This is a genomic window from uncultured Methanobrevibacter sp., assembly GCF_902774605.1.
GTDB lineage: Archaea > Methanobacteriota > Methanobacteria > Methanobacteriales > Methanobacteriaceae > Methanocatella.
In genome coordinates this window covers 1-19,441 of record NZ_CACYJE010000004.1, presented here as the reverse complement: position 1 = coordinate 19,441, position 19,441 = coordinate 1, and the positions used below count along the sequence as shown (strand labels likewise).

The 19,441-nt window shown below is 37.8% G+C and carries 29 protein-coding genes and 1 pseudogene; 26 read left to right on the top strand and 4 right to left on the bottom strand.

Annotated features, from left to right (window positions below):
* Positions 1 to 36: 36 nt before the first annotated feature.
* Positions 37 to 309, top strand: a complete 273-nt coding sequence (locus QZU77_RS01615; protein WP_295599021.1) for a hypothetical protein — start codon at positions 37 to 39, stop codon at positions 307 to 309.
* On the opposite strand, the gene QZU77_RS01610 is transcribed toward QZU77_RS01615, so the two are convergent.
* Positions 304 to 2,124, bottom strand: a complete 1,821-nt coding sequence (locus tag QZU77_RS01610) for a DUF2070 family protein (RefSeq protein ID WP_295599018.1) — start codon at positions 2,122 to 2,124, stop codon at positions 304 to 306. The two genes, QZU77_RS01615 and QZU77_RS01610, sit on opposite strands and share 6 nt — an antisense overlap.
* 111 nt (positions 2,125 to 2,235) lie before the next feature.
* Between QZU77_RS01610 and QZU77_RS01605 the strand changes: the two genes are divergently transcribed.
* From QZU77_RS01605 to QZU77_RS01595, 3 genes are all read left to right on the top strand, one after another.
* Entirely contained in the window at positions 2,236 to 2,757 is a 522-nt protein-coding gene (locus tag QZU77_RS01605) for a FumA C-terminus/TtdB family hydratase beta subunit (protein ID WP_295599015.1), read from the top strand.
* A gap of 85 nt (positions 2,758 to 2,842) precedes the next feature.
* Complete coding sequence (locus QZU77_RS01600) at positions 2,843 to 3,172, top strand: hypothetical protein (RefSeq protein ID WP_295599012.1); 330 nt, start codon at positions 2,843 to 2,845, stop codon at positions 3,170 to 3,172.
* The gene (locus QZU77_RS01595; protein WP_295599009.1) at positions 3,173 to 4,321 is read left to right on the top strand and encodes a TIGR03576 family pyridoxal phosphate-dependent enzyme; all 1,149 of its coding nucleotides are present in this window, start codon (positions 3,173 to 3,175) and stop codon (positions 4,319 to 4,321) included.
* A 107-nt stretch (positions 4,322 to 4,428) separates the two neighbouring features.
* Here the strand turns inward: QZU77_RS01595 and QZU77_RS01590 are convergent, their stop codons facing one another.
* Positions 4,429 to 5,346, bottom strand: a complete 918-nt coding sequence (locus QZU77_RS01590) for a biotin--[acetyl-CoA-carboxylase] ligase (protein ID WP_295599006.1) — start codon at positions 5,344 to 5,346, stop codon at positions 4,429 to 4,431.
* Positions 5,347 to 5,364: 18 nt separating this feature from the next.
* On the bottom strand, positions 5,365 to 6,858 hold the full coding sequence (locus QZU77_RS01585; protein ID WP_295599003.1) for an acetyl-CoA carboxylase biotin carboxylase subunit: 1,494 nt from the start codon (positions 6,856 to 6,858) through the stop codon (positions 5,365 to 5,367).
* A gap of 247 nt (positions 6,859 to 7,105) precedes the next feature.
* Between QZU77_RS01585 and QZU77_RS01580 the strand changes: the two genes are divergently transcribed.
* The 22 genes and pseudogenes from QZU77_RS01580 to QZU77_RS01475 all read left to right on the top strand — a co-directional run.
* The gene (locus tag QZU77_RS01580; RefSeq protein WP_295598999.1) at positions 7,106 to 7,738 is read left to right on the top strand and encodes an METTL5 family protein; all 633 of its coding nucleotides are present in this window, start codon (positions 7,106 to 7,108) and stop codon (positions 7,736 to 7,738) included.
* A gap of 229 nt (positions 7,739 to 7,967) precedes the next feature.
* Positions 7,968 to 8,795, top strand: a complete 828-nt coding sequence (locus QZU77_RS01575; RefSeq protein WP_295598996.1) for a putative RNA uridine N3 methyltransferase — start codon at positions 7,968 to 7,970, stop codon at positions 8,793 to 8,795.
* Between the two features lie 331 nt (positions 8,796 to 9,126).
* Positions 9,127 to 10,137: a 50S ribosomal protein L3 gene (gene rpl3p, locus QZU77_RS01570; protein ID WP_295598993.1), complete on the top strand. Its 1,011-nt coding sequence runs from the start codon at positions 9,127 to 9,129 to the stop codon at positions 10,135 to 10,137.
* Between the two features lie 2 nt (positions 10,138 to 10,139).
* Complete coding sequence (gene rpl4p, locus QZU77_RS01565; RefSeq protein ID WP_295598990.1) at positions 10,140 to 10,904, top strand: 50S ribosomal protein L4; 765 nt, start codon at positions 10,140 to 10,142, stop codon at positions 10,902 to 10,904.
* 23 nt (positions 10,905 to 10,927) lie between these two features.
* Complete coding sequence (locus tag QZU77_RS01560) at positions 10,928 to 11,188, top strand: 50S ribosomal protein L23 (protein WP_295598987.1); 261 nt, start codon at positions 10,928 to 10,930, stop codon at positions 11,186 to 11,188.
* A 13-nt stretch (positions 11,189 to 11,201) separates the two neighbouring features.
* Entirely contained in the window at positions 11,202 to 11,927 is a 726-nt protein-coding gene (locus tag QZU77_RS01555) for a 50S ribosomal protein L2 (protein WP_295598984.1), read from the top strand.
* A gap of 15 nt (positions 11,928 to 11,942) precedes the next feature.
* The gene (gene rpsS, locus QZU77_RS01550) at positions 11,943 to 12,353 is read left to right on the top strand and encodes a 30S ribosomal protein S19 (RefSeq protein ID WP_295598981.1); all 411 of its coding nucleotides are present in this window, start codon (positions 11,943 to 11,945) and stop codon (positions 12,351 to 12,353) included.
* 12 nt (positions 12,354 to 12,365) lie between these two features.
* A complete protein-coding gene (locus QZU77_RS01545) occupies positions 12,366 to 12,830 on the top strand; it encodes a 50S ribosomal protein L22 (RefSeq protein WP_295598978.1) in 465 nt (154 codons plus the stop codon).
* A complete protein-coding gene (locus QZU77_RS01540) occupies positions 12,830 to 13,588 on the top strand; it encodes a 30S ribosomal protein S3 (protein ID WP_295598974.1) in 759 nt (252 codons plus the stop codon). Before QZU77_RS01545 ends, QZU77_RS01540 begins: the two co-directional genes overlap by 1 nt.
* Before the next feature lie 33 nt (positions 13,589 to 13,621).
* Positions 13,622 to 13,828: a 50S ribosomal protein L29 gene (rpmC, locus tag QZU77_RS01535; protein WP_292746881.1), complete on the top strand. Its 207-nt coding sequence runs from the start codon at positions 13,622 to 13,624 to the stop codon at positions 13,826 to 13,828.
* Positions 13,829 to 14,167: a stress response translation initiation inhibitor YciH gene (gene yciH / locus QZU77_RS01530; protein ID WP_295598971.1), complete on the top strand. Its 339-nt coding sequence runs from the start codon at positions 13,829 to 13,831 to the stop codon at positions 14,165 to 14,167.
* 85 nt (positions 14,168 to 14,252) lie between these two features.
* Entirely contained in the window at positions 14,253 to 14,531 is a 279-nt protein-coding gene (locus QZU77_RS01525) for a ribonuclease P protein subunit (RefSeq protein WP_295598968.1), read from the top strand.
* An 11-nt stretch (positions 14,532 to 14,542) separates the two neighbouring features.
* Positions 14,543 to 14,860 (top strand): 30S ribosomal protein S17, encoded by a 318-nt coding sequence (locus QZU77_RS01520; RefSeq protein ID WP_295598965.1) that lies wholly within the window; start codon positions 14,543 to 14,545, stop codon positions 14,858 to 14,860.
* A gap of 5 nt (positions 14,861 to 14,865) precedes the next feature.
* Positions 14,866 to 15,264: a 50S ribosomal protein L14 gene (locus tag QZU77_RS01515; RefSeq protein ID WP_116591330.1), complete on the top strand. Its 399-nt coding sequence runs from the start codon at positions 14,866 to 14,868 to the stop codon at positions 15,262 to 15,264.
* Between the two features lie 9 nt (positions 15,265 to 15,273).
* Positions 15,274 to 15,624, top strand: coding sequence for a 50S ribosomal protein L24 (rplX, locus tag QZU77_RS01510; RefSeq protein WP_295598961.1), 351 nt, complete (start codon positions 15,274 to 15,276; stop codon positions 15,622 to 15,624).
* Between the two features lies 1 nt (position 15,625).
* Entirely contained in the window at positions 15,626 to 16,354 is a 729-nt protein-coding gene (locus QZU77_RS01505; RefSeq protein WP_295598958.1) for a 30S ribosomal protein S4e, read from the top strand.
* On the top strand, positions 16,351 to 16,863 hold the full coding sequence (locus QZU77_RS01500; protein WP_295598955.1) for a 50S ribosomal protein L5: 513 nt from the start codon (positions 16,351 to 16,353) through the stop codon (positions 16,861 to 16,863). Before QZU77_RS01505 ends, QZU77_RS01500 begins: the two co-directional genes overlap by 4 nt.
* A gap of 1 nt (position 16,864) precedes the next feature.
* A complete protein-coding gene (locus QZU77_RS01495) occupies positions 16,865 to 17,017 on the top strand; it encodes a 30S ribosomal protein S14 (protein WP_295598951.1) in 153 nt (50 codons plus the stop codon).
* 11 nt (positions 17,018 to 17,028) lie between these two features.
* A complete protein-coding gene (locus QZU77_RS01490) occupies positions 17,029 to 17,421 on the top strand; it encodes a 30S ribosomal protein S8 (protein ID WP_116591325.1) in 393 nt (130 codons plus the stop codon).
* A gap of 8 nt (positions 17,422 to 17,429) precedes the next feature.
* Entirely contained in the window at positions 17,430 to 17,966 is a 537-nt protein-coding gene (locus tag QZU77_RS01485; protein ID WP_295598948.1) for a 50S ribosomal protein L6, read from the top strand.
* Positions 17,967 to 17,979: 13 nt separating this feature from the next.
* The gene (locus QZU77_RS01480) at positions 17,980 to 18,309 is read left to right on the top strand and encodes a 50S ribosomal protein L32e (RefSeq protein WP_295598946.1); all 330 of its coding nucleotides are present in this window, start codon (positions 17,980 to 17,982) and stop codon (positions 18,307 to 18,309) included.
* Between the two features lie 109 nt (positions 18,310 to 18,418).
* Positions 18,419 to 18,742 (top strand): annotated as a pseudogene (locus QZU77_RS01475) (50S ribosomal protein L19e); the annotation flags it as partial.
* Between the two features lie 115 nt (positions 18,743 to 18,857).
* On the opposite strand, the gene QZU77_RS01470 reads toward QZU77_RS01475, so the two are convergent.
* The coding region (locus QZU77_RS01470) for a sugar phosphate isomerase/epimerase family protein (RefSeq protein WP_295598943.1) at positions 18,858 to 19,441 on the bottom strand (584 nt) is incomplete at its 5' end.

Sequence of the window (19,441 nt, the reverse complement as noted above, 5' to 3'; positions counted from 1 at the left end):
AATTATATTAATCTATTTAATTTTAGGAGGATATGAATGGACACAACTATAAAAGTTACTAGTATTCACATTATTGCGGCACTCATAGCAGCGTTCATTTCAACCGCACTGACCTTAGGTTGGTTCGGATTCAAAAATGATATATTTGCATTCTTTATTGCACTTATTATCCTGTATTTTGTTGGTCAAGCCTGTCAAAGAATGGCAGGGGATGAAATTTCAGGATTCACCCAATGGCTATGGGATGGTATTGCACCATTTTACTTCGTTTGGGTAATCGCTTATACATTATTCACAATGTACTTATAGTCCCCCGAAGAAAATCCATATAAATACTATCAATAATGCTGTAATAAGCAAGACTGGAGCTATAATTTTACTGACGGCCACCACTGAACTGATTGTTGAAATCAATTCTGTTGAATTCTTTGGGCCGAAAGTGTTGAGGTTTCTAATTTTTTCAGTTCCAGTTCCAACCTCTACTTTTTCCAAATCTTCTATCGCTTCTTTTATGCTGATTTTAACATGTTCGATGAGTTCTTCCCTTTTAGATATTCCCACTGGATTGTATCCTCTTGAGAGGGTGTTTACGGTGTGGGTGTCAGTGGTCATGACTTCAATCTCATCTATCTCCAAATCGCTCACTGCATCCATGATCTCCTGTCTGAATCCGCGCTCCATATTGTTTGAGTCAAAAAGGACATATGCTGTTCTTTGATTGTCCACTTCAATGACTATGATTTTCAGTCCGCTTTCCCCGATTCCTTCCTGCTTGTCCATGTCATTGAGGTTATTGGCATGGCATCCGACCTTGATTTCATGCTTGGTCTGGTCAGGGTCGATTTTATCGATAACGTCTATCAGCTGGAACACTTCAGCGTTTCCGGGAAGGACCTCTCCGCTTTCAGGGGTGAATGAATTGTGGCAGTCAACAATTATGGAATCCTTAACATGGCATTTGTTTCTGCTTTGGGCCATCATGGTCAATCCCACTCCGAACTCAATGTCGTCAACCGCTTCTGGGGCGAATGTGGACAGTATGACCATTCCCTCATTGAAGAACTGCACTCCAATGTTTGCCTTTTCTGAATTGTACCTGATGAACCTGCTTGCGTCCTGGGAGTATTCCACCTTGGCCAATCCGTTCTTGATGGCATCTTCCACCTTGTCGATTTCTGAAACCGCAATCGGGTTGAAGTCATGGGTGGATGGTCCATGGGCAACCATTGTGAAATGGTCGAACTTATTTGCAAGCAGTGTAGGCATGTTTGAACCTCCAAGGTCTCCTAATGGCCCTGGATGAACGGAGGGGGATATGAATAATGCTTTGATTCCGTTTTCGGTTTTGAAGCTGACAAAAGTGACGATGGTGTCGATTGCTTCGCTCATGTTTTCAAACAATCCCTCAAGGGAATTTGATCCCTCATTCATGTGTGCAATAAATAGGCTTAACAGGTCCAGCACTCCGATTCCCAGATTCTTTTTGAATGGGGATGCGATGATTGTGATGAATGCATATATCGCTAGGACAAATATTATTGAGGCTATCAATGCCTTCAGCATGACCTGAAGGAGCACAGGCCCCATGAAACTGGTGTCCACGAATAGGAATGATATCAGCACATACATTGCTAAAATCAGGATAGGCTGGATAAAACCGGTTATTGCGGCTGCAGTGAACCTGACCTTGGATGTTGCCCAGAAAACCAGGGTGTTGAATCCGTATATTATGACGCAGCCGAACAGTGCGGAGTTTATGAATATGTCAATGTTTATTATTCTGGAAATTATGCATCCTAAAATGATGAAAACGCCTAGGATAAACATGGAGATGCATGATAAGAACATTGAATGCTTTATTTTCATGTTGATTCCATGAAGTGACTTGATGACCTGCTGGTTCAGGGCACCGCTCATGATGGATGATACGCCCAATACCATAAAACCGAATAATCCTCCATAAATGAAATCAAGGATTAGTCCCTGGTTAGGTATGAAATCGATTAGATAATAAACGCTTCCAATTAAAAAACTCAATATCACTATTCCAATTATTGTAAATCTAGTTTTCGGCAGGGTTTTAATGTATTTTGATAGTCCCGCCACGCTGCTCATACTTGACATTTTTTCCCCAGAATAAATATTTGCCATTAAATTTATTAAATTAAAAAATTTTATATAATCATAGATTTGTATTAAGAATAAATAAATTTTTACTTGAACAAGGTGTGGTAAATGGAAAAAAAGTTAAATGTTCCTATTAAAGATGAAAATTTAAAAGAGTTGAATGCCGGTGATGTCGTTTATCTGACAGGCAATATTCTAACAGCTCGTGACCAGGCTCATAAGCGTCTCATTGAACAGGGTGCTCCATTGGACATTGAAGGTGCTGTTCTTTTCCATGCAGGGCCTATCATAACTGAAGAGGATGGAAACTATAAGATGGTGGCCATCGGGCCGACAACCTCAATGAGGATGAACCCTTACCAAAGCGACGTGCTGGACATGGGTCCCAAGATTGTCATAGGCAAGGGCGGAATGGATGACACCGTGCGCGAAGCCCTGATTCGCAATGAGGCATTGTATGTGGTTGCAACAGGAGGATGTGCAGCATTATATGTTGATGCTGTTGAAGAGATAGAAAGCGTTGATTGGCTAGACCTTGGAATGCCCGAAGCAATGTGGAATCTTAAAGTCAAGGATTTCGGACCGCTCATCGTGGCAATGGATGCTCAAGGCAATAGTTTATATGACTGAAAAAGATAACAATACTTATATATGAATTAATATTATAGTATATTTTACATTATTATTATTTATGAAATAGAGGGAAGTGAAAGTTATGGCTAGTATCGAAGAGGCAGCAGAGAAAAAGTTAAAATCAAGAATGACTAAAATCAGGAAATGCAACAGGGAACCGGAAGAGAAAATCAAATTTTCAGAAAAATTCGGTACTTCTTTTGAAATAGGTTTCTATAACAAAAACCCGGACAAGCTAACCGACAGCATAAGCATGATCACCAGTCCTGACGGTAAAATATTGTTCGCTGATTATATTTATGAGATTCCCGAAGAGGATGAATTCGCAAGAGTGCCTATTACCGATAAGCAATTGAAATCAATCATTGAATTCTTTGAAGGATTCAAGTTACAATTGGATGATTCTGAGTAAATGATAATTAACGATTCTTTGGATGAAGTTAAGAAAAGAGAAAAGGCCCTTTCAATCATAAAAAGCATTGTTGAAAATAATGGAAGGGAATTTCTATTTGACTTAACTGGATTGTCCGGCGGATTCATAGCATCAGATGATGAGTTGAGTTTGCTTGAAACCTATGTCGGCCCGGCCATCTTTGAGGATGCCCTTCAGGATGTTGGAGTCGAGCATATGGGTGGTGAGAAAGTCCTTCCGGTAAACAGGACTTCCTCGGGGATTCTTGCAACAATTCTCACATTGGTGGAAAAGGATACTAATGTGGTTCATTATCTAGAGAAGCTGCCGGCTCATCCGTCAATTCCTCGCAGCTGCAAGTTAGTTGGAGCCAATTATTTTGAGACTGATGTTTTTGAGGAGTTCTCCATTCCCGACAACACTTCACTAGTGGTCATCACCGGATCCACAATGGACCTTGAGGTCATTGATGAGGATGAATTCCGAAAAGTAATTGATATGGCTCATGAAAGAAACATTCCTGTCATGGTTGATGACGCTTCAGGAGCAAGGCTTAGGACAGTGGTGTTTAATCAGGCCAGGGCATGTGATTTGGGAGCGGACATTTCAATTACAAGCACTGACAAGTTAATGCCGGGTCCTCGCGGAGGATTGATGGCCGGTCGTGAAGAGCTGATTGACAGGATTAAGGTTAAGGTCAACCAGTTCGGCCTTGAAGCCCAGCCGCCGGTTGTGCTTGCAATGCTAAATGGGATAAAGAACTTCAATGGCGAGAACCTGCTTAGGAGCTTTGAGAGAAAGGATGAGTTTTCAGATATTTTAAATGAAAGATTCTCTAACTTCGAGAAAACACCTAATGGGGTGATGATTTCACCTGAAGGATTATCCAGGGAAGTCAATGTCCCTCATGACTTGTCCAATAATGATTTGGCATTCCTATTATCATTCATATTATTGAAGCAACACGGCATAATCACCATTCCTGCAGTGGGCATGCCTGGTGCATCTGCAACAATCAGGTTTGACCTGTCAACCAATGATGCATTCAATCTTGATTTAAATGATTTGGCTCAAAAAATTGTGTCCTCATTTGATGAGTTGCTGAATGTGGTTGGTGATGAGGATAAATGCAGGGAAATTTTATTATAACTTCTTTTTTTCTAATGGCTACGGCTTGTAGTCAGTTAAAATATTTTTTTTGGTGACGGATAGAGATGTATTGATGTTATGCGGTTAGGCATAACATTCTCGTGTTTTTACTTTTTGATAATACATTCTCCGGAAATTACTTTGTTTAAGGTTCCATCAATCTTTTCAACAATCAATGCCCCTTCCTTGCCGATGCCTACAACATAAGCATCATAGTTTTTGTTGAATGGCTCTCTGACTTCAACGATTTTACCGATACTGTATGAGCGTTTTCTCCATTCTTTGAGAATGTTCTCATAGCCTTCATGAGTGAATTCGTCAGCGATTTTTTCAAATTCTTCAAGGAAGTACCTGATTAGAACGTTCTCATCCTCTTTTCTTCCAAGTTCATCTGCGATGGTGGTTGTTCCATCCTGCAATTCTTCAGGGAAATCTGAAATGTCAATGTTTGCATCTATTCCCACACCGATGATCACATTCTCGATGGTGTTGAATTTGGTCACGGCTTCAGTCAGGATTCCGCAGACCTTTTTGCCATGAATCATGATGTCGTTAGGCCACTTGATTTCGGCGGTGGTGATTCCGGTTCTTTCTATTGCCTTTGCAACGGCAACCCCTGTCGCTATTGTGATGAGTGGTAGTTTTGAGTAATCCACATTAGGCTGCAGGATCATTGACAACCATATTCCTCCCATTGGGGATTCCCATGCCTTGCCTGATCTTCCCCTTGCGTCGGTTTGCTTTTCGGAAAGCACTATGCTTCCGTTTGCAACATCGTTCATTGCCAGGAATCTGGCGACGGTGTTGGTGGAACTTACCTCGTCGAAGACGTATATGTTTTTACCAACCCATTCGGTATCCAAATCCTTGGAGATTTCAGATGCCTTGATGTGCTCTGTAGGTTGTTTTCCAATTTCTTCCACCATCTTTGAAAAATCATTGATATTGATGTTTTGAAGTTCGCTGATTGCTTCATCGGAAAGCTTATCTTTCTTTTTTAACAATTTAATTATTTCATCTCTCATTAGATAATCTCCAAAAATTTATTTCTTTTGCAGTTGCTGGTTTTTAGCCATGTTCTGGTATGATCCCACTGCAGCAGAGATTGCAGCGATTTTTTTACCCGGCATGAATGTGGATTTCATCTTGTTTACAAGTTCCAGGTCTTCCGCAATCACATTGTTCATCTCTTCCTCGATTCCTTTCTTGTATGTGTCGATGAAGTGAGTGTTCAAGTCCCCTGAAATGAAGTTAGGGTTTCTTAAAACCGCCTTGTGGAATGGGATTGTGGTTTTAACACCTAGTATGATGTATTCGCTCAATGCCCTTTTCATCCTGTTGATTGCATCGTTCCTGTTTCTTCCATAGGTGATCAGTTTTGAAATCATTGAATCGTAAAATGTTGGAATTGTATAGTTCATGTAGACTCCGCTGTCCAAACGCACACCAGGTCCTCCTGGGGACCTGTAACCTGTGATTTTACCAGGGTTCGGTGCGAAATCGTTTAATGGGTCTTCTGCATTGATACGGCATTCGATTGCATGACCGGTCACTTGAATGTCTTTCTGCTCGTAGCTTAACTCGTCACCGTTTGCGATTTTGATTTGCTCCTTGATCAAGTCGGTGTTGGTGACCAGTTCGGTGATTGGGTGTTCCACTTGGATACGGGTGTTCATTTCAAGGAAGTAGTATTCTCCATTGTCATATAGGAATTCCACGGTTCCTGCACTTTTATATCCGATGTATTCTGCAGCCTTAACTGCGCTTCCACCCATTTCTTCCCTCAGCTCTTCGGTCATGATTGGGGAAGGCGCTTCCTCAAGGAGCTTCTGGTGTCTTCTCTGGATTGAGCATTCCCTGTCTGCAACATGTATGACGTTTCCGTGTTCGTCTGCTAGCAGTTGGAATTCAATGTGCCTTGGTTTTTCAAGGTATTTTTCAATGAACACTGTTGAGTCGCCGAAGTTAGTGGATGCCACGGATTGTGTGGATTCGATTGCACGCACGAGTTCGTCTTCCTCATAAACCGCACGCATACCGATTCCTCCACCACCTGCTGATGCTTTAACGATTACAGGGTATCCGATTTGGCGGGCAATTTCCTTTGCCTCTTCAATGTCGGTAACTCCTTCAGGTGTTCCTTCGATGACTGGCACTCCTGCCTTTTTCATGAGGGCTTTTGATGTGATCTTGTCACCCATCTTGTTGATTACATCGCCGGTCGGTCCGATAAGTTTAATTCCATGCTTTTCACATTCTTCACCAAATTTAGCATTTTCAGCTAAAAATCCGTATCCTGGATGTATTGCATCTGCACCAGATTCCAATGCTATATCGATGATTTTTTCGATGTTTAAGTAGGATTTTGATGGTGAAGGGTTTCCAAGCGGATAGCTTTCATCTGCATAATTTGTGTAAAGGGATGTTTTATCTGCATCAGAGTATATTGCCACGCTTTTAATGTCAAGTTCACGACATGCTCGCATAACCCTGATTGCGATTTCTCCTCTATTTGCAATTAATACTTTTTCAAACATTTGAAACCTCAAAGTAATTTTTTTATCGTTATATAATTATATATTAAATAATTTAAATATTTTATCTTGACAATTCAAATGCCTCAACTTCCGGAAAGTTGGGGATGAATTGCACCGGAGGTTGGTGTCGGATGCTGTCCGATTAATTCTTAAATACCAATAGTGCCTAAAATAATAAATGGCAAAAAGAAAAGTTTTTTTTTGGTTTTCAAATCCCATTCGCTGATGGGATGGGGAGGTTCAATAGATGAAAAAAATTACCCGCAAGAAACATTTGGAAATGAGGCTTCAGTCAGTGCCCGCTCATCCCAGGCCGAAGGTTGGCCTTGAGCAGTATACCACTCCATCGATTATCGCGTCCGACTTGATTTGGAACGCTTATTCCCTGGGTGACGTTGAGGGTAAAAACATTGTGGATTTGGGCTGCGGCACAGGAGTCTTTGCGATAGGCTCTGCATTGATGGGCGCAAATTCCTCGCTCGGTGTGGATATAGATGAGGATTCCATCCGTCTGGCGATTGATGTCAGGGATAAGCTGAATGTCGACAATCTGGATTTCATTGTCAGTGACATCTGCCGGTTTAATGGATCGTTTGATGCAGATACCGTGTTTCAAAATCCCCCTTTCGGATCGCAAAGAAATGCCGATTCGGGTCAGGACTTGAAGTTTGTGAAAAGTGCCGTCGAGCTGAACCCTGAAGTTTTATATTCCTTTCACATGGCCTCAACCGAAGAGTTTTTAATAAAATTTTACAGTGACAATAACTTGGAAATAACTCATATTTTCAGGTATAAATTTCCAATTCCTAAAATCTATGAGTTTCATACAAAAGAAAAAGCCGACGTTGATGTTATTGTGATGAGAGCTAAATTAAAATAATTTATTTTTTCATAAATTCTCATTTTTTTACCTAAAAAACAATACCTTTATATAGTGGATATTACATATTTTATATTAATATATTCTCTGAGTATAAAAGTTGGTAGCATATAAGAAGCTACAGATATTATAATTGATATAATATTTTGTAAATGTGTAAGTCTATTTAGTGATAGCTATATAAATGTAGGGTAATCTTTATATAGTTTGTTTTATATATAGTATACTAATGTATAAAGATGAGCTATCTATATTTATTCCAAACTCATTTCTTTCTGAGTCTAAAGATCTTAAAATCCGCACTTATAAAGTGGGGATTATAGCAAGAGCTTTGGCTATTTTTCAAGCAGATAATGTGGTTATCTACAATGATAATCATGAGAAGAATGCTGATGGGGAAGAGGATGGGGCTTTCATTGCTGAAGTTTTAAATTATATGAATACTCCTCAATACTTGAGGAAGCAAGCTATTCCTATAAAATCAGAACTCAAGCACGTGGGCATCCTTCCGCCACTTAGAACTCCGCATCATCCTGTTAATAGTCAACCAGACGTGGGCGATTATAGACAAGGTTTCACTGTTAAGAGAAATAAGAAGGGAACTTTCGTTGACATAGGTATGGATAAACTTGCATTCTGTAAAGAGCAACTTACAGTCAAAAAAATATTTGACTTTAAGATTACTAAAATTGCTAAGAAAGAAGTAATAGTCACACCTGATAAACCAGATGACGTTTACTGGGGATACAATGTTATCTCCTCTAATAAGAGTCTTAAAAATAGCTTAAAATTAATTAAACCTGATCTTGTGGTGGAAACTACAAGGTACGGAGATTATATTGATTCTATTTTTGACGAATTAAATCATAAAGTAGATGAATGTAAAAGTATTGCTATTTTATTTGGTGGCCCTTATTCTTCAATTGCAGAAGACGTTTCAAATCCTAACTGGGATTTATATAAGGTAAATACCCTTCCGGGACAAGGGACTGAAACTGTAAGAACTGAAGAGGCAGTTGTCGCTACGCTTTCTTTATTTAACTTTATGAGATTTTAATTCTCTTTATAAATTATTAGTTTTACACGCTAATAGATAACTTGCTCAACTTTTTATACAGATTATATTTTTAGGACTCCCTAGAAATATGCTTAGCACAGAATGATTTATACATTAAATATATTCTTAATTGTGCTTCAATCACATTAAACTCAATGGAATATATTGCAATTTAATGTTTATCTAGTTACAGACTTGTTTGTAGCTATTTATCATTTCGATGAATTTATTTCATCAAAAATTGTTTAGCGGCTTTCTTTGAAGCTGTTAATCCAAAAAATTTAAAATAATTGAAAATAAAGGAAAACTATAATTAAGGAGGTTAAATTAAATGGTTAGACATCATCAGCCAAGAAAAGGGTCTGTTGCTTTTAGTCCAAGAAAAAGAGCAGCAAAAGAAACCCCAAGAATAAAATCTTGGCCAAAATCAGATGAACCAAAATTACTCGGCCTCGCAGGTTATAAAGTCGGTATGACTCACGCTTTAGTCACTGACACTGATAAAAACTCTCCAACCCAAGGTATGGATGTTTTCACTCCAGTAACCGTATTGGAAGTACCTCCGGTCGTAGTAATGGGAATTAGAGCTTATGAAAAAACTTCTCGTGGTTTAAAAGTAATCACCGAAGTACTTGCAGACAATTTAGATCAAGAACTTTCAAGGAAAATTTCTCTTCCTAAAGAATACAACAAATCTGAAGCTATTGCAAAAATACAAGGTGCATTAGAAAACACAGAAGAAATTAGAGTCTTAGTACACACAAATCCAAAAGTAACTAGCGTGCCTAAGAAAAAACCAGACATATTTGAATGTGGTATAGGTGGAGCAAATCCAGAAGAAAAATTAAACACCGCATTAGAATTATTAGGCAATGAAGTAAAAGCTAGCGAAATCTTCAATGAAGGAGAATTTGTTGATGCAATTGCAACCACAAAAGGAAAAGGATTCCAAGGTGTAGTAAAAAGATGGGGAATTAGAATTCAATACGGTAAAGCTGTAAGAGCAGGTAAAGGAAGACACGTCGGTTCCATTGGTCCTTGGACACCAAGAAGAACCATGTGGACTGTAGCTCAAGCAGGTCAAATGGGATACCACAAAAGAACTGAATTCAACAAAAGGATTTTAAAAATCGCATCAGCTGATGAAGTTGACCAAATCAACCCAGATGGTGGATTTGTAAAATACGGACTTGTCAAAAACGATTATGTCTTAGTTAAAGGTTCCTTACCAGGTCCTTCCAAAAGATTAGTAATCTTAAGACAGCCTATTAGACCTAATAATAAAGCTGAGGATATACCTCAAATAAACTACATAAGTACAAAATCTAAACAAGGGGTATAATCATGAAAGTTAATGTTTATTCTATTAATGGGGAAGTAAAAGAAGAAATGGAACTTCCAGCTATTTTTGATGAAGTATACAGACCAGATTTAATCAAAAGAGCAGTACTCTCCGCACAATCCGCTAGGGTACAACCATGGGGTAATGACCCAATGGCAGGTAAAAGAACTTCCGCTAAAGGATGGGGTTCAGGTAGAGGTACCGCAAGAGTACCAAGGATTAAAAATGGTTCCAAAGCAGCTTTTGTACCAATGGCTATTGGTGGTAGACAAGCTCACCCAACAAGAGCAGAAAAAAATCATCATGAAAAAATCAACATAAAAGAAAGAAGATTCGCTATCAGATCTGCTGTTGCAGCAACTGTTAACAAAGAACTTGTTGAAAACAGAGGCCACAAGGTGGAAGACTTAGAACAAGTTCCTATTATTGTTGAAGATGATATTGAAGAAGTAAAAACCACCAAACAAACCCGTGAAATCTTTGAAAAATTAGGAGTTTACGACGATATCATTCGTGCAAAAGAAGGTAAAAGGATAAGAGCTGGTAGAGGTAAAACAAGAGGAAGAAAATACAAAAAAGTAAAAGGACCTCTCGTTGTTGTCGGTGAAGACAAAGGTATTTCCTTAGGTGCAAGAAACCACGCTGGTGTAGATGTTGTGGTTGTCGAAAACTTAAACGCTGAGTTATTAGCACCAGGTACCCATGCTGGAAGACTCACTGTATACACCAAGTCAGCTGTTGAAAAGTTAGGAGGTTTATTCCAATAATATTGGATAAATAAGGTGATATTATGGATTCATATTCAGTTATTATTAAACCTCATGTTACTGAAAAAACCATGAATTTAATTGATTTAAACAATGAAATTACATTCGTAGTAGATCGTAGAGCTAACAAAAAACAAATCAAGCATGCTTTTGAAGAGTTATACGAAGAAAAAGTAGCAAAAGTTAATACTCACATTACTACTAAAGGTGTTAAAGTAGCATACATCAAACTTGTTGAAGAAGAAATGGCAGAAGAACTTGCTGTCAGATTAGGAGTATTCTAAGGAGGAATGAAAAATGGGTAAACGATTAATCCACCAAAGAAGAGGAAGAGGAACTCCTGCTCACCGTGTTGCTTCTCATCGTTTTAAAGATAAAATCAGATACAGGTCTTACGATGCATTAGAAAAAGAAGGTAGTATCAAAGGAAAAGTTATTGACATCGTTCACGATCCAGCAAGAACCGCTCCTATTGCAGAAGTAAAATTCGAAAACGGCGAAAAGAAATTTATCTTAGCACCTGAAACTATTCAAATCGATGATGAGATTGAATGTGGTATTTCTGCACCTATCAAATTCGGTAACACATTACCGCTTGCTGAAATTCCTGAAGGTACTCCAGTTTATGATATCGAAAACACTCCTGGAGATGGAGGTCGTTTCGTAAGGTCTTCCGGAACTTATGCTAATGTTGTCACTCATGATGCTAACCAAACCGTTGTTGAATTACCATCAGGGGAATTAAAATACTTAAATCCTAACTGCCGTGCTAGTATCGGTGTAGTAGCTGGCGGAGGTAGAAAAGATAAACCATTCCTTAAAGCTGGTAAAAGATGGCATGCTTACAAAGCTAAAGGTAAGAAGTTCATGACTGTAAGAGGAGTAGCAATGAACGCTGTAGATCACCCTCACGGGGGAGGTAACAGACAACATCCTGGTCGTCCAACCACTGTTTCAAGACATGCACCACCAGGAAGAAAAGTTGGTTCAATTGCAGCTAAGAGAACAGGTTTAAAAAGATAGATAGAGGGTGTTTCATTGGCAAGAAAAGTATTTAAATATAAAGGTTATACTCTTGAAGAACTTCAAGACATGTCTTTAGAGGAAGTTATGGAATTACTCCCTGCAAGACAAAGAAGATCTTTGAAAAGAGGATTCTTACCAAGACAACAAATTGTTTTGGATAAAATGAGAAAATTGAATAAAGAAGGAACTAAAGACGGTCGTCCTGTTGTAATTAGGACCCACTGTAGAGACATGATTGTTATACCTGAAATGGTTGGAACCACTTTCGGTATTTATGATGGTCAAAATTTTGTAGAAGTCACTATTGAACCTGAAATGATTGGTCATTACTTCGGTGAATATGCACCAACCAGGAAAAGAGTTCAACACGGAGACCCAGGTATGGGTGCTACTAGATCATCCATGTTTGTACCACTTAAATAAGGAGATTAGAACATGGCTAACAAATATGCTTATAATAAAGATGTTGATGAAGCAAAAACTGCACGTGCTATGGCAAAATCTCTTAAGATTTCTCCAAAACACAGTGTTGAGATTTGCAGTGCAATCAGAGGAATGGAAGTAGCTAAAGCTAAAGCTTACTTAGAAGATGTTATTGAAATGAAAAAATCTGTTCCTTTCAAAAGACACAACAAGAAAGTTGGTCACAGAAAAGGACAAGAAGGATGGGCTGCTGGTAGATATCCTGTAAAAGCTGCAGAGCAAATTTTAAAAGTTTTAGAAAATGCTGAAGCTAACGCAGAATACAAAGGTATGGACACTGAAAAATTATTCATTGAACATATTTCCAGTCACAGGGGAGTTGTTATTCCTGGTTACATCCCAAGAGCATTCGGTAGGATGACTCCATTCAATACTCCAACTACTCATATTCAAATTGTTTTACAGGAGGCTAACTAATGATAGAAAAAGATTTCGTTAAAGAAGGCCTTAGAAGAACCAGAATCGATGAATACTTAGAAAAAGAATTAGAAAGAGCTGGATACGGTGGTATGGAAGTTCAAATTACACCTTTAGGTACCATGGTAATTGTTTACGCAGAAAGACCTGGTATGGTAATCGGTAGAGGTGGTAAAAACGTAAGGACTATTACCAACGTTTTAAAAACCGAATACGGTTTAGACAATCCACAAATTGAAGTTAAAGAAGTTGACGTTCCAGAACTCAACCCTAAAATCATGGCTTACAAGATTTCTAACATGTTACAAAGAGGTATGCACTTCAGAAGAGTAGCTTACTCTACCATTCGCAGAATCATGGGTGCTGGAGCTCAAGGTGTGGAAGTCACTATTTCTGGTAAAATCAGAGGTTCAAGATCTGCTGTAGCTAAATTCGTTGAAGGATACATTAAAAAATGTGGAGAACCTTCCATCAGATTAGTTGAAGAAGGTTTCGCTACCGCTGAATTAAAACCTGGTGTATTAGGTATTTATGTAAGAATTATGCCTCCAGAAACTGTATTGCCTGATTCCGTTGAAATCCTTCCTCCAAAAATGATCATCGAAGAAGACGGAGATGTCATTGAAGAAGAAATCGATGTTGAAACCGAAGAAATCATCGAAGAAGAAGAAATCATTGAGGAAGTAGAAGATCTCGACGAATTAGAAGAAGTTGTTGAAGAAGAAGCTACTGAAGAAGTAGAAGAAGATGATAGTTAAATATAAATTTAATTATCCTAAAGAGTTGGAACAATGGCGATTTTAAGAAGTAAAGAAATCTGGGACATGGAAGTTGATGAGATTCAAGAAAAATTAGTTGAACTCAGAACTGAATTATCCAAAAATGTTTCTAAAAGTGCAGCTGCCGGGGTTGTTGAAAATCCTGGAAAAATTAGAGAATTAAAAAGAACAATTGCTCGTGTTCTTACAATTTTAAATGAAAAACAAAAGGAGAATTAAATGTCAAAAATCTGTGATGTATGTGGGCTTCCTGAAGAACTTTGTGTCTGCGAAGAAATAGCACGTGAAGTTCAGACTCTAAAGGTATTTACAGTTAGAAGAAGATTCGGAAAACTCATGACTATTATCGAAGGTATAGATGAACATGATATTGATATCAAAGAGCTCACCAAAACTCTCAAAGCAAAATGTGCTTGTGGAGGAACCGCTAAGAACGGTCAAATAGAACTTCAAGGTGACCACAAGGTCAGAGTTAAAGAGGTTTTATCTGAAATGGGATTCTCATCTGATACAATTGAAATCCGTGAATCTAAAAAGAATAATAAGAAAAGGAGATAATTCATCTATTCGATATGTTTTTCAATAAAATTTTGTAATTTTTCTGCATAATTTATTGTAAATGTTACATTAAGAGATTGGGAATATGATCACTTCAAAAAACTTAGTTCATCATGAGTTCATTGGTTTGAATGTTCATGCGATAAGTAAGAAGAACAAATCTCTTAATTTAAAAGGAACTATAATTGATGAGACAAAAAATACCATTAAGATTGAGGGAATGGATAATATAGAAAGGATTGTTCCTAAAAAGGATTCTATATTTATCTTTGAAATTCCTAACGGGGAAAAAATTGAAATTGATGGTAACATTTTGTCCATTCGTCCTGAAGATAGAATAAAAAAAAGGTTTAAAAAAATATAAATGGTGATAATATGGTTGGGCTTAACGTTCAAGAACCAGAAACTACATGTGATGATCCTAACTGCCCTTTCCACGGTACCTTACCTGTAAGAGGTCAAGTTCTCGAAGGAATTGTTGTCAGTAACAAAGCAGAAAGGACTATTACTGTTGAACGTAGTTACTATAAATTCATTAAAAAATATGAAAGATACGAAAAAAGAAAATCCAAAATCAATGTTCACAAACCTGATTGCTTAAATGTGAATGTTGGTGATTCTGTAAAAGTTGCAGAATGTAGACCATTAAGTAAAACTAAACATTTTGTTTTAGTTGAAGTTAAAGGAGAGTAATTATTATGAAACCATTAACCTCAAGCATGACTAAAGCATTACCTATTGGAGCAAGACTTCAATGTGTTGACAATACCGGTGCACGTGAAATCGAAATCATTTCCGTAAAAGGATTCAAAGGTGTAAGAAGGAGAATCGACGTTGCTGGTGTTGGCGATTTAGTTGTTGCATCTGTTAAAAAAGGAACTGCTGACATGAGAAGAGAAGTTGTCAACGCAGTTGTAGTAAGACAAAAAAAGGAATATAGACGTGCTGATGGTCTTCGTGTTAAATTTGAAGATAATGCTGCAGTTATTATTACTCCTGAAGGAATTTTAAAAGGATCAGAAATCAGGGGTCCTGTTGCTAAAGAAGCAGCTGACAGATGGCCTAGTGTAGGTAGTGCAGCAAGTATTTTAGTATAAGGTGATATGATGTCAATTCAACCAAGAAAACAAAGAAAAGCTCGTTACACTGCTCCTGCTCATGCACGTGGTAAATACTTAAGTGCTTCTTTAAGTAAAGATTTAAGAGACCAAATCGGCAAAAGATCTTTACCAATCAGAGCTGGAGACAAAGTAAAAGTGCTTCGTGGAGATTTCAAAGAACATGAAGGAGAAGTTCTCACTGTAGATTACAGTTCTTACAAAATTACTATTGAAGATGTTACATTATCCAAACCTGACGGAACTGCTACTTTCCTTCCTGTCGATCCATCAAATGTAATGATTATTGAAGCAGATTTAAAAGACGATAGAAGAATTAAAAATAAAGGAGATAATTAATATGGCTAAAATGGGATCTAGAAAACATCTTAAAAGATATAAAGCACCAAAATCCTGGCCTATTCATCCTAAAGAAGATACCTGGACTGTAAAACCTTCTGCAGGTTCTCATTCCATTGACGATTCAATTCCATTAACTTTAGTTATCAGAGACGTATTGAAATTAGCTGACAATTCAAGGGAAGCTAAAAGGATCATCAACTCAGGTAATATTTTAGTTGACGGAAGAGTTGTTAAAGATTATAAATTCCCAGTCGGATTCATGGATGTTATTGAAATTCCAAAAACTGGCGAATCTTATAGAGTTCTTTTAGATAGAAAAGGCAGATTACAATTAGACTTAATTGATGATTCTAGTGCTAAATTATCTAAAATTGTTAATAAATCCACTATCAAAGGTGGTAAAACTCAATTAAACCTTCACGATGGTAAAAACGTTATCATTGATGAAGATGCATACTCCGTTGGAGATGTTATTTGTTTAAAAGTACCTGAACAAGAAATCGTTGAAGTATATCCTTTACAAGAAGGAGCTACCGTGCTTGTTACCGGTGGTAAACACACTGGTGAATTAGGTACCATATCTGAAATTATTGAAAACAAATCTTCTAACCCTAACACTATTATCATTGAAAATAGTGCTAAAGATGAATTCTTAACTTTAAAAGATTATGCATTTGTAGTTGGTACTGATGCGCCAGCAATATCTTTATTGGAGGTTAATAAATGAACCCAATGAACGAAGTACGTATCGAAAAAGCTACAGTCAGCATCGGTGTTGGAGAAGCAGGGGAAAAATTATCTCGTGCAATCACTCTTTTAGAAGAAATGTTCGATCAAACCCCAGTAAAAACCTTTTCCAAAGTAACCAACCCAGAATGGGGTATCAGGAAAAGACAACCAATCGCATGTAAATTAACTTTACGTGGAGAAAAAGCTGACAAGGCTATTGAAATGGTATTGGAAGGTATTAATAGAAATATTAGACCTACTCAATTTGATGCTCAAGGAAACCTTTCTTTCGGTATTAGAGAACATATCGACATTCCAGGAATGAGATATAATCCTGACATTGGTATTTTCGGTATGAACGTTTCCGTTACCTTTGAAAAACCAGGTTACAGAATCGCTAAAAGAAAAATCCAACAAAAGAAAGTTCCTCAAAAACATAGAATTTCAAAAGAAGAAACTATGAAATTCATGGAAGAAAATTTCAAAGTAAATTATGTAACTGAATAAGGTGATTGTTTTGCCAAGAAAATACGGAAAAGCTGCAAAAAAATGTAGTCGTTGTGGAGACCACTCTGCTATGGTAAGCAGATATGGTATAAACTTATGCAGACAATGTTTTAGGGAAGTAGCTCCTAAAATGGGTTTTAAAAAATATAATTAGAGGTTATATATATGAGTCTTATGGATCCTCTTGCTGATGCTTTAACTAACATTAGAAATAACGAATTACAAGTGAATGACTCTTGTGTTATTTCTCCTGCTTCCAAATTGATTGGACAAGTTTTAAGCACTATGCAAAAAGAGAATTATATTGGTAATTTTGAATATGTTGATGACAACAGGGCAGGTAAATTCATAGTGGAATTAGAAGGTAACATTAACAAATGTGGTGTTATCAAACCTCGTCATGCTGTTAAGAAAGATGAATTTGAGAAATTTGAAAAAAGATATTTGCCAGCAAAAAACTTTGGTATATTAATCGTCACAACTCCTGAAGGAATTATGACTCACTATGAGGCTAAGGAAAGAGGAATTGGCGGACGTTTGTTGGCTTACATGTATTAGGTGATATAATGGTAGTAGCTGCAGCTATAAGGGAAGAAATTGAAATCCCTGAAGGCGTTGAAGTTATAATTGAAAATAATGAGGTTTCTGTAAAAGGACCTAATGGAGAAGACTCCAGAAAATTTACTTATCCTAATGTAAGTATTAAAGAAGAAGATGATGTTGTTGTTTTAGAAACAGCATTTCCTAAAAAGAAAGACAAAGCAATGATTGGAACCACAAAAGCACACATCAACAATATGTTAATCGGTGTCACTGACGGTTTCGAATATCATATGAAAATTGTATTTGCTCACTTTCCAATGACTGTGAAAGTTCAAAATGATACAGTGGTAATTGACAACTTCCTCGGGGAAAGACACCCAAGGACTGCTAAAATAGTAGGCTCTGCTAAAGTGGCAGTTAAAGGTGATGAGGTAACAATTACCGGTATTAACAAGGAACATGTTGGTCAAACCATGGCTAACTTAGAACAAGCAACTAAGATTAAAGGAAGAGATCCTAGAGTATTCCAAGACGGAATATACTTAACTAGCAAAGAATAAATTGGTGATTTGAATGGCTAATAAAAGATTTAAAAGACAAGAATATGCTCGTTATAAAAAACTTGGAATCAAATGGAGACGCCCTAGAGGTAAAACCAGTAAAATGAGAAGATATGAAGCAGGCAAACCTGACATGCCAGCTATCGGTTACAGGACCCCTAGAGCAATAAGGGACTTACACCCTTCAGGGTATAATGACGTTCTTGTTCACAATATGCAAGAGTTAGAAGACTTAGACCCAGCATGCGATGCTGCAAGAATAAGCGCTTCTATCGGTAAAAGGAAAAAAGCTATGATGTTAGAAAAAGCATCTGAGCTCGGAATTAAAGTTTTAAACAAATAAATCATATTTATAAGTCGAATCAATTCCGGGGCTTTATATTTGAATTGATTTGGCTAGTTAAATTATAAAAGGGAATTTAGATTATTTATCTAAATGGAGGATTATATACATGAATCTTACAACTCAAAAAAGATTAGCTGCTAGTATACTCAAAGTAGGGCTTAATCGTGTATGGATTGATCCAGAAAGATTAGAAGAAGTTTCTATGGCGATTACTAGAGAAGGAGTAAAGCAGTTAATTAACGATGGAGCTATTAAAGCAAAACCTCAAAAAGGTATTAGTAGCTACAGGTCTAAAAAAATTAAAGAACAAAAAGCAAAAGGAAAAAGAAAAGGTAGAGGTAGTGTTAAAGGGGCTAAAAAAGCACGTACTCCTAAGAAAAAAGCTTGGATGACTACCATCAGGGCTTTAAGAAAAGATCTTAAAGAAATTGAATAAGAAACTGGGCATCGAGCTGAGATCCTGATCTTTCGGGAGAACATGACTGCCTGAATAAAAAACGGAGCCTGAGCTGCCACGCGTGAGTGGAACTCAGGCTCTTTTTCTGTTATTTCCCACAGAAAACCTTTCTTACGAACTGGCAGGATTCTGCAATATCGGCGTCTAACTGCTCTGGGCTGGCCTGATCGGAGAGGTCACGCCATACCTTGATATCAGAACCCACACCGCCGCCGGGACGAACAAAAGGTTCCATAACCACGGTTCCATCATAGCCGATATCGCGAAGGGCGCGGCCGATTTCATCCCAGGGAATACGGCCTTTGCCAGGTACTTTGCGGTTGGCTTCACCGATATGAAAATGTCCCAGATAAGAACCGGTGGAAACGATGGCATCGTAGAAGCTGTCTTCTTCAATATTCATATGAAAGGAATCCAGCATGACTTTTACATTATCCCGGGCAATATCCTTTACCAACTGGGTGGCTTCCGCTGCATCGTTGATGAGGAACTGTTCAAAACGGTTGACCGTTTCCAGAGTTAGAAGAATGCCTTTCGGTTCTGCGTAATCAGCCAATTCCCGGACGCTTTGGATGCTGATGGCCCGAACGGTTTCTTTTTTTACGGGCTGGCTGTAATCCACAGGCCAGTAGGCGTAAATAATACCACCGATTTGTTTTGCACCCAAAAGAT